Origin of the sequence: Alcaligenes sp. 13f (genome assembly GCF_020496585.1) — a bacterium.
GTDB lineage: Bacteria > Pseudomonadota > Gammaproteobacteria > Burkholderiales > Burkholderiaceae_B > Alcaligenes > Alcaligenes phenolicus.
The window spans coordinates 76,884-85,080 of record NZ_JAHKKC010000017.1 but is presented as its reverse complement, the minus strand read 5'-3'; the positions used below and the strand labels follow the sequence as shown (position 1 = coordinate 85,080).

Below are 8,197 nucleotides of genomic sequence, written 5' to 3'. Positions count from 1 at the left end.
AACGGCGCCGCTCAGTTCCTTATCGACGGTGATGGGTGGGGCGGGAGAGTTCTCGCGGTGTCGGTCCGGCATTGGCCGATAGTTCAGGATGTCCCTCCACCCCGACACCTTAACCATACAAGTTCAGGATGCGCCCGTAGCTATCTCCTGACTAGGGTACCGGTGCGTAGCACCGGCAAGTGCTCAGCCCGGACACCCCAGCAGGCCGACTGAATGGCGTTTTCACAGAGACTTCTTTTATCCACTAATCAATGTTCTTTCACCCAGCTTGTTCCTCCACGCTTCTTTCTATTAGTCTAGTGAGCGAAGTAATAAGCATTTTCGACGAGGCACCACATCGTTCAAAAGGAGCCAGGATGGCAGGGCAGCAGCATGTATCTGGAGTGGCGGGCATTATTCTGGCGGCGGGCCTGGGTAGGCGGTTCGATCCGTCGGGCCAGCAGTTGAAGCTATTGGCCAAGACTGAAGATGGCAGAACGATGGTGCGCCGCGTCTGTGAGACGGCTTTGTCCGTGCTTGATGAAGTGCTGCTTGTTTGTGATGTCCATGAGCAGATTTTGCGTCGGGAGCTGAGTGGCTTGCCGGTCAGATTTGTTCAGGCACCTGAGGCCATCCGCGGTATGGGTGTCAGCCTGAAAGCCGGGATCCACGCTTGCAGTCCCCGTTATGGTTATGTCGTTCTGCTGGCGGATATGCCTTGGTTGCGGCCAAGCACCGTAGCGGCGGTGGCCCAGGCTGTGCAGGATGGGGCCGGAATTGTACGTCCCGTTTTGAATGGCCAGCCCGGCAACCCTGTTGGCTTTGGATTGGAATGGCATCAGCAGCTTTTGGAGCTTGCAGACGAGCAGGGCGCGCGTGGCTTGTTGCAGGCCAACAAGGATCAGACCTTGTTTGTGCCTTTGGTGGACGAGGGGATTTTGCGCGATGTGGACACCCCCAGCGATTTGAGGATGCCCTAAGCATCGAATTAGCCGTGACCGCGCTGTTTGGCGATTTGCTGGCGTTCCAGGCGGCTGATGTAATGCTGAATTGCCATCTGCGTGGAGGCAGACAGGTCAATGAAGGTACAGCCCAAACGTTGAATCTGTTTGCCATTAGGCAGTTGCTGCGTTTCCGTACGCGCTACTTGTAGCGCCACAACAAAAGAACCGGCTTGCGGCAGTTCCAGCAGGGATTCGGTTTTATGCGTGCCGATCACCTCTGCCAGGGTTTGCGATTCGTCCACCAAAGACAAGCCGCCACCACTGATGTCGTGCAGCAGAAAGCTTTTGGACTCGTTATTCAAGCGCAAGATCACCATGGCCGGTTCGCTGACGGGTACGTTGACGCGGAAGAACTCGCGTCGCTGCAAGCGGCGAATGGATTCGGGGATCGGGATCGCCAAGGCTGGCTGACCTTCGTAGGACACGACCTCTGGGGTGGGGCCCTGAAACGTCACCTTGATCTTGTCCAGCGAGGTCTCGAAATGGGTGTGTTCGGACTGCAGCAGATTGCGGGTTTTTTCTTCTTTGTTGGCGGTATCAATCACCACCACGTTATTGTCCAGATCAATATCCAGAATGGTGGTGACAATCCGGTCATTGCCCTGATTGGCTTCCATGTGCAGTAACAGGCCCCCTTTTTCGATAGCCCGTAAAACACGCAGAATTTCAAACTTGGACTGGATCTGATACGGATCGTCTTCGGTGGGAGGGAGCGTAGAAGTCATGGGTAGGGCGGCAAAAAGAGATCGGTAAGTGACTGTAAGGGATTGTACGCGCCAGAGTAACACTCTGGGCGCGCTTTGGCGTGTGAAGTCAGCTAGTTAACAGCCTAAGTATTTAGGCTTGGTTTAAATGATGCAGGGCACAACGTGCTGCTGCTAAATCCCACGCAGCCGAGCCTACTGATTTGAAGAACAAGGGCTTGTCTTTGGGGGCTGGGGTACGCAGCGCCTGGTGAATGCTGTGGACTTGCTCCCAGTCCACGCCGGCCTGGATCAGGTCGCCTGCTTCCTGGCGGGCGCCGGCGACATCATCGGCATATAGACGGCTGGCCAGCAAGGTGTGGGCCTCGAACTCGGCCATATCCGGTTGAAAGGCTCCCAAGCCAATCAGCAAGCGATCAAGGCGTGCGGGTTCGTGATACACGGGTGTCAGGCTGGAGGTCAGGGCGATCAGTACATCCGTTTTTTCCGGAACAGCCGTGGTGGCCTGGACCCGGTCCCCGAATCTGGCTTGCAAGGATGTGGCCACAGCCTGTGCACGGTCTGGGTTACGGCCCGTCAGGGTGACGCGTGCTTTGGGGTACAGCGTCATGATGGCATCGCAATGCGCGACAGCCTGCTGTCCGTACCCCAGCAAAGTAATGTGCTCCGGTCCTTGGGGCCACAGGGCTTGAATACCCAGCATGGATACTGCTGCAGTACGGCGTTCGGATAGGGTGGGTGCATCCAGAATCAGTAGCGGCAAACCGTTCTGGGCGTCGTAGACGCTGACCAGGCCCTGGATACTGCCCAGTTCCTGCTGCTGGTTGTCCAGCATCACATTAGCCAGTTTATGAACACCTATATCGTGTGAAACCGCTGGCATGGACAGCATTTGCCCCGTTTGGGGATAGTCCAGAACCTGACGGGTTGGGGCGACGATAGTGCCAGCAGCGTACTGGGCCATGGCTTTGCCTAGCTGGGCGACCAGTTCAGGATAAGGCAGGGCACGAGCAGTCTCTTCAGAGGACAGGACGGTATAGGAAGCTTGCGTCATTCCAGGGTCTCCATGGAGTCGGTCTGTGGGGGATGCCGGACTATTGAGAAACCAGTGTAGCGTAGGCCCAGCCCAGGACAATAGGGCCTTTCCGCCAGTGATCTATTGACCCACCTTGACAATTAATCCGCCCCGCCTGGCGGCCTGTCGCGGCATAATGAGGCCTGATATCAGCACCTGCCCACGCGCGGGGCCGTGCATTGGGGAGAAAAATAATGAGTTTGCTTAATTCTGTTGTGTCGGCCTTGTCGGCTACGGATTCCAAATCCAAAGAGCAGGGCGCTTTGTTGCCCGCCCTGATTCAAGTCATCAGCAGCTATCCAGGCGGTTTGAGCGGCCTGATCGAGCGTTTTCGCTCGGGCGGGTTTGGTGATGTGGTGTCGTCCTGGATTTCGCAGGGCAGCAATCAGGAAATCGGCCAGCAGGATTTGCTGGGCGTGATGGGGCAACCGGCCATCAAGCAATTGGTGGACCTGTCGGGTTTGAATCAGCAAAGCGTGCTGGATAATCTGAAGATCATGCTGCCGTCCCTGATCAATCAAGCCAGCCCCAATGGTCAGTTTGATCCATCTCACATTACCGATGCCAGCAGCCTGCTGGGTGGTTTGACGCAGTTGTTTCGCAAGTCCTGATTCTCTTGCGTCCGTGACACGGTCTGTCTGACAGCCGTATTGCCAAGAATGAAAAAAGCCTGGAGTCGGTGCAATACCGATTCCAGGCTTTTTTGCTTGATGCAGAAAAACCTGTACAGCAATTCCGGCCTGTACAGGTTTTTGGGCCTTAACCGCGTGCCGCTGCTTCCAGAGCTTGTTCCAGATCGGCCAGAATGTCGTCGATGTGTTCCAGGCCAATGGACAGACGCACCATGTCTTCGCTCACGCCCACAGCGGCCAGTTCTTCGGCATTGAGCTGACGGTGAGTTGTGCTGGCAGGGTGGCAAGCCAGGGATTTGGCATCACCAATATTGACCAGACGCAGCACCAGGTTCAGCGCGTCGATAAAGCGAGTACCGGCTTCAATGCCGCCTTTGATACCAAAGGACAAAATCGCCGCAGGCTTGCCACCCATATAGCGCTTGGCCAGTTCATGATCCGGATGGTCAGGCAAACCGGCGTACTTCACCCAGGACACTTGTGGGTGCTTGTTCAGATACTGGGCTACTTTCAGGGCGTTTTCTGTATGACGCTCCATGCGCAGAGGCAGGGTTTCGATGCCTTGCAGGATCTGGAAAGCGCTCAAGGGGGCCAGGGCAGCGCCGGTATTGCGCAGCGGAGCCACGCGGCAGCGGCCGATGAAGGCGGCTGGGCCAAAGGCTTCGGTATAGACCACGCCGTGGTAGGACGGGTCAGGCGTATTCAGGATGGCAAAGCGATCTTTGTGCTCGGCCCAGGGGAACTTACCGGAGTCCACGACCATGCCCGCAATGGTGGTGCCGTGACCGCCCATGTATTTGGTCAGCGAGTGCACGACAATGTCGGCACCGTGCTCGATAGGACGGCACAGGGCAGGCGAGGCCACGGTATTGTCTACAATCAGGGGTACACCATGACGGTGAGCGGCATCGGCCAGGGCACGGATATCGATGATGTTGCCAGCCGGGTTGCCGATGGTTTCGCAGAACACGGCACGAGTGCGGTCGTCGATCAGGGCTTCCAGTGCTTCGATATCATTGGGTTGGGCAAATTTGACGGTAATGCCCTGGCGCGGGAAGGAGTGCGCGAACAGGTTGTAGGTGCCGCCGTACAGTTTACTGACGGACACAATGTTGTCGCCGGCCTCTGCAATCGTTTGGATAGCATACGTGATGGCTGCCATGCCAGAGGCTACTGCCAAGCCCGCAATCCCGCCTTCCAATGCTGCAACACGCTCTTCAAGCACGGCATTGGTGGGGTTCATGATGCGGGTGTAAATATTGCCGGGCACCTTCAGGTCAAACAGATCCGCGCCGTGTTGCGTGTTGTCGAAAGCGTAGGAAGTGGTCTGGTAAATCGGAACAGCAACGGCTTTTGTGGTCGGATCTGGCTGGTAGCCAGCATGAATGGCAAGAGTCTCTAGTTTCATGGTTAATTCTGGAATTGATGATCAAGTGGCTTATATAAGACAAAGCAAGCATAACCCCTGTATGTAGAGAAAAGCATCTAAGGGCGCAGACATTAATACTATGCCTTTATTTCTTTTGGTAATAATGGCGAATTACTGACAACAGGCTCTGCTTTTTAAAGTGCGGGTGGATATTTCTTATTTTCGTTACTTCGCAATGGCCCGACATGGGTTAGCATTTCGTATCCGGGCAGATGGCGTGTTGCATCCTGCCCCGAGGTCCTAGAGGCTTACATGAAAGTATGGTTTAAGCGGGGCTTATTCAGCCTCGTCGTTTTAGCTATTGTCACGGTGGTAGGCGGGGCGATTTTCCTGCTGACATTCAATCCCAATTCGTACAAGCAGAAGCTGGCTGACATCGTCCAGCAAAAGTATCAGCGTACGCTCAAGATTGACGGTGATATCGAACTTTCTTTATTTCCCCGCATTGGCCTGTCCGTGCAGGGGCTGTCCCTGTCTGACCGTAATTCGGAAGATCCTTTCGCTTCTTTGGAAAGCGCCCGGTTTGCGGTGGCCTTGTGGCCTTTGATCAATAACCGCCTAGTAGTGGACCACGTTGCTGTTACCGGCTTCAAAGCCTGGATTGTGCGCGATGAAGAAGGCAAGCTGAATTTTGACGACTTGCTGCAAGCCCCGCCGGCTGGCCCTCACCTTCCCCTTGCCCGCTCGGGCGTATCCTTGTTGCCCGCAGCACAAGCTGCCGAGGCGCCTCAGACAGCCGAGCCTGCACCCGAATCCTTGCCTGTTCCTGAATTGATTGCCAAGCGCTCGGGCAGCGAAACGGATTTCCAGATTGATATTGCAGGTCTGAGCCTGAAGGGTGGTGAGATTCATTACTTCAGCAAACGCAGCAATGTAATTGGCCGTTTATTGCAGCTGGAAGTGAACACGGGCCGCATGACGTTTGGTCAGCCTTTTGATGTAGCTTTCAAGAGCCGCTTGTCGGGGGACTATCCCGTGGCGGATGGTGTGCTGGAAGGGCAAGGGCAACTGAGTCTGGACCCTGCTTCCAAATCCTACGGCGCACAAAAGCTGAACTTGAGCTTTATCGGTGATCTGGACCAGCTGCAGGCACAAAGCCTGACACTTAAGGGCAATGTGGCCTACAAGTCGGCCCAACGCCAGTTCAGCGCCACCAATCTGGATACCCAATTGCAAGGTCAGTGGTTGGGCGCTTACCCGGTCAGCGATCTGAATGCCACGCTAAATACGCCCAAGATGGAAATCGACAGCGTCAGCGACCTGGTGTCTTTCGAGAAGCTGGCGCTGCGTGTTCGTGGCAAAAATGAAGATCAGAATCTGGATCTGGCCCTGGATGTGCCTCGTATCCAGGTATCGCCTGCCCAGGCTGAAGGCTCGCCTGTCGTTGCCAGCCTGAAAGTCAGCGGCCCCAAGGTCCTGGGTTTGGGTTTGACGCTGCAAGGCTTGTCCGGTAATAGCCAGGAATTGATATTTGAGCAGGCCAAGCTGGACGGCGCCATCAAACAAGGCAGCCGTGTGGCGCAATTGAAGGCCAGTTCTCCCATGCAGTGGCAACCATCGAATGAGTGGCTGCGTCTGCCGGAGATTCAAGCCAATATCCGCGTGGAAGACGAGGCCGACGCAGGTAGCCGCTTCGAGATGCCGCTGACGGGCCAGGCAGACCTGAACAAAGGCAAACAAGAATACAGTGCGCAGCTAAGCAGTAGCACCGAGCAGGCTCAAGGCAGTCTGGATGTAAGCTTGCAAGATAAGGGTAAAGGGCCGTTGCTGAACGCGGTACTCAAAGCGGACAAGCTGGACCTGGACGAACTGCGTTCGATTTTCTGGGTGACAGCCCCCGAAGTGGTGACCCCACCGGAGCCGGAGCCAGAGGCTGAAGCGCCGGAAGCCGGTGCCGAGCAGGAGCCGGGCGCAGAGGAAGCTGAACAAGTCGAGCAGCCCAAGGCAGAGCAGGCAGAGGCGGCTCCCGCAGCCGAAGAAGTGGTTGAAGAAGCTTCCTCTTACGCTTGGCTGGATACGCTCAGCTTTGATCTGCGTTTTGAAATCGAGAAGCTGCGCAGCCTGGGTGTGGTGATGGATCAGGTGAAAGCTCAGGTCAAGAACCAGGGCCAGTTGATCAATTTGTCGCAGTTCAATGCGCAGGCGTATGAAGGTCAGCTTCAGGCCAAGGCCAAGGTTGAGCCCGGCAAGCGCTTCGAATTGGGCCTGAAGTTGCAGCAAATGCAGGTCGGTTCGCTCTTGCTGGATGCGTTCGGCAATGACTACCTGGCCGGCAAGGGCAATGTGGATCTGAACCTGAAGGCTCAAGGTGCCACAAGCCAGGAGCGTCTGAATGCTCTGGAAGGCGGCCTGACGGTCGATTTGCATGACGGCAGCTGGCGCAGCGTTGATCTGGACCAGAGCGTGCGCGATATCAACGAAGCCGTGCGCAATGCCTTTGGCGGTCAGATTCCTTTGCTGCTGCCCCAGTCCGATCCTTTGCGCCGCACGGTGTTGAACCGTTTGCAGGGCAGTCTGGATATCAAGAAAGGGCAAGCGACTTTCCGTAATTTACGGGCCACCACCCCGATTCTGACGGTGACAGCGGCTAAAGGCGCCACGCTGGACCTGGTAAATCAGCAAGCAGATGTGACTTTGCAGGCTCGCCTGAACCACAACAATCTGGCCGTGGAAGAGCGCAAGTCCTTCCAGGACCTGCGCAATGTGCTGATTCCTATCCATATCTCCGGCCCCTGGACAGGGCTGTCCTACCAGATTCAGTGGAAAGACATTGCCAGCAACTCCATCAAGAAGGCACTGCAAGACGGTTTGCTGGATTTGTTGAGCCAGCAAGCTTCAGAAGCTAAAGCAGAGTCCACCCCCGATGTGAAGTCCGAGGTGAAGCAGATCATCAAGGAAGAGTTGGGGGCCAAGGTTCCACAAACCGTGGGCGAAGCCATGAAGCAGTGGTTCAAGCCATGAGCACCAGTTCAGCGTTAAGTTCGCCTGACCAGACGGTTTGCCTGTTGCAAGGCGGCCCGTCCCTTAGTGACGGCAAGGCACTGGCCTGCAAGGGGCGATGGGTGCTGGGGAACGATCAGGGGCAGGTTCTGGCCGCCGATGCGCTGCCTGCTTTGGCCGAGCTCAGTATGGAACTGCGTTTTGGCCAGCTGGTGTTGCGCGCTCCCGGTATGTTGCGCCTGGATATTGAAGTGGATGTTATTGAAGACGATCCGGATTCCTTTTCCCTGTGGCAGGAAAATGGGCAATCCGTGCAATTGGTAGACGAAGGGGATTTGCCTGCCCAGTGGTTCAGCCGCTATACAGGCCAGTCGCTGCGTCTGTTAAAGCGTTTGCCCCAGGCTGAGTAAGCTGTCTGCGCGGTGATCCATATA

Annotated in this window: 7 protein-coding genes; 4 read left to right on the top strand and 3 right to left on the bottom strand. The window is 56.0% G+C overall.

From position 1 onward, the window contains the following. Nucleotides 1-356: 356 nt before the first annotated feature. A complete protein-coding gene (locus KOE80_RS14880) occupies nucleotides 357-959 on the top strand; it encodes an NTP transferase domain-containing protein (RefSeq protein ID WP_137431239.1) in 603 nt (200 codons plus the stop codon). Nucleotides 960-967: 8 nt separating this feature from the next. Here KOE80_RS14880 and KOE80_RS14875 read toward each other — a convergent pair whose 3' ends face one another. Together KOE80_RS14875 and KOE80_RS14870 are read right to left on the bottom strand one after the other, a co-directional pair. Then, nucleotides 968-1,708, bottom strand: coding sequence for a flagellar brake protein (locus KOE80_RS14875; protein ID WP_226349436.1), 741 nt, complete (start codon nucleotides 1,706-1,708; stop codon nucleotides 968-970). Between the two features lie 112 nt (nucleotides 1,709-1,820). Beyond that, complete coding sequence (locus tag KOE80_RS14870; RefSeq protein WP_083054485.1) at nucleotides 1,821-2,741, bottom strand: delta(1)-pyrroline-2-carboxylate reductase family protein; 921 nt, start codon at nucleotides 2,739-2,741, stop codon at nucleotides 1,821-1,823. A gap of 215 nt (nucleotides 2,742-2,956) precedes the next feature. Between KOE80_RS14870 and KOE80_RS14865 the strand changes: the two genes are divergently transcribed. Further along, entirely contained in the window at nucleotides 2,957-3,373 is a 417-nt protein-coding gene (locus tag KOE80_RS14865; RefSeq protein WP_022983226.1) for a YidB family protein, read from the top strand. 148 nt (nucleotides 3,374-3,521) lie between these two features. On the opposite strand, the gene KOE80_RS14860 is transcribed toward KOE80_RS14865, so the two are convergent. Continuing rightward, nucleotides 3,522-4,802 (bottom strand): bifunctional O-acetylhomoserine aminocarboxypropyltransferase/cysteine synthase, encoded by a 1,281-nt coding sequence (locus KOE80_RS14860; protein WP_060186600.1) that lies wholly within the window; start codon nucleotides 4,800-4,802, stop codon nucleotides 3,522-3,524. A gap of 273 nt (nucleotides 4,803-5,075) precedes the next feature. Here KOE80_RS14860 and KOE80_RS14855 point away from each other — a divergent pair, with 273 nt between their 5' ends. Next, nucleotides 5,076-7,784, top strand: a complete 2,709-nt coding sequence (locus KOE80_RS14855) for an AsmA family protein (protein ID WP_226349435.1) — start codon at nucleotides 5,076-5,078, stop codon at nucleotides 7,782-7,784. Then, on the top strand, nucleotides 7,781-8,173 hold the full coding sequence (locus tag KOE80_RS14850; protein WP_115634358.1) for an MOSC N-terminal beta barrel domain-containing protein: 393 nt from the start codon (nucleotides 7,781-7,783) through the stop codon (nucleotides 8,171-8,173). The genes KOE80_RS14855 and KOE80_RS14850 overlap by 4 nt, the downstream gene beginning before the upstream one ends. Nucleotides 8,174-8,197: the final 24 nt, after the last annotated feature.

Bases quoted from the DNA above. Each gene is read 5' to 3' on its own strand.
- KOE80_RS14880 (WP_137431239.1), top strand. From the start codon at position 357: ATGGCAGGGCAGCAGCATGTATCTGGAGTGGCGGGCATTATTCTGGCG.
- KOE80_RS14875 (WP_226349436.1), bottom strand. From the start codon at position 1,708: ATGACTTCTACGCTCCCTCCCACCGAAGACGATCCGTATCAGATCCAG.
- KOE80_RS14870 (WP_083054485.1), bottom strand. From the start codon at position 2,741: ATGACGCAAGCTTCCTATACCGTCCTGTCCTCTGAAGAGACTGCTCGT.
- KOE80_RS14865 (WP_022983226.1), top strand. From the start codon at position 2,957: ATGAGTTTGCTTAATTCTGTTGTGTCGGCCTTGTCGGCTACGGATTCC.
- KOE80_RS14860 (WP_060186600.1), bottom strand. From the start codon at position 4,802: ATGAAACTAGAGACTCTTGCCATTCATGCTGGCTACCAGCCAGATCCG.
- KOE80_RS14855 (WP_226349435.1), top strand. From the start codon at position 5,076: ATGAAAGTATGGTTTAAGCGGGGCTTATTCAGCCTCGTCGTTTTAGCT.
- KOE80_RS14850 (WP_115634358.1), top strand. From the start codon at position 7,781: ATGAGCACCAGTTCAGCGTTAAGTTCGCCTGACCAGACGGTTTGCCTG.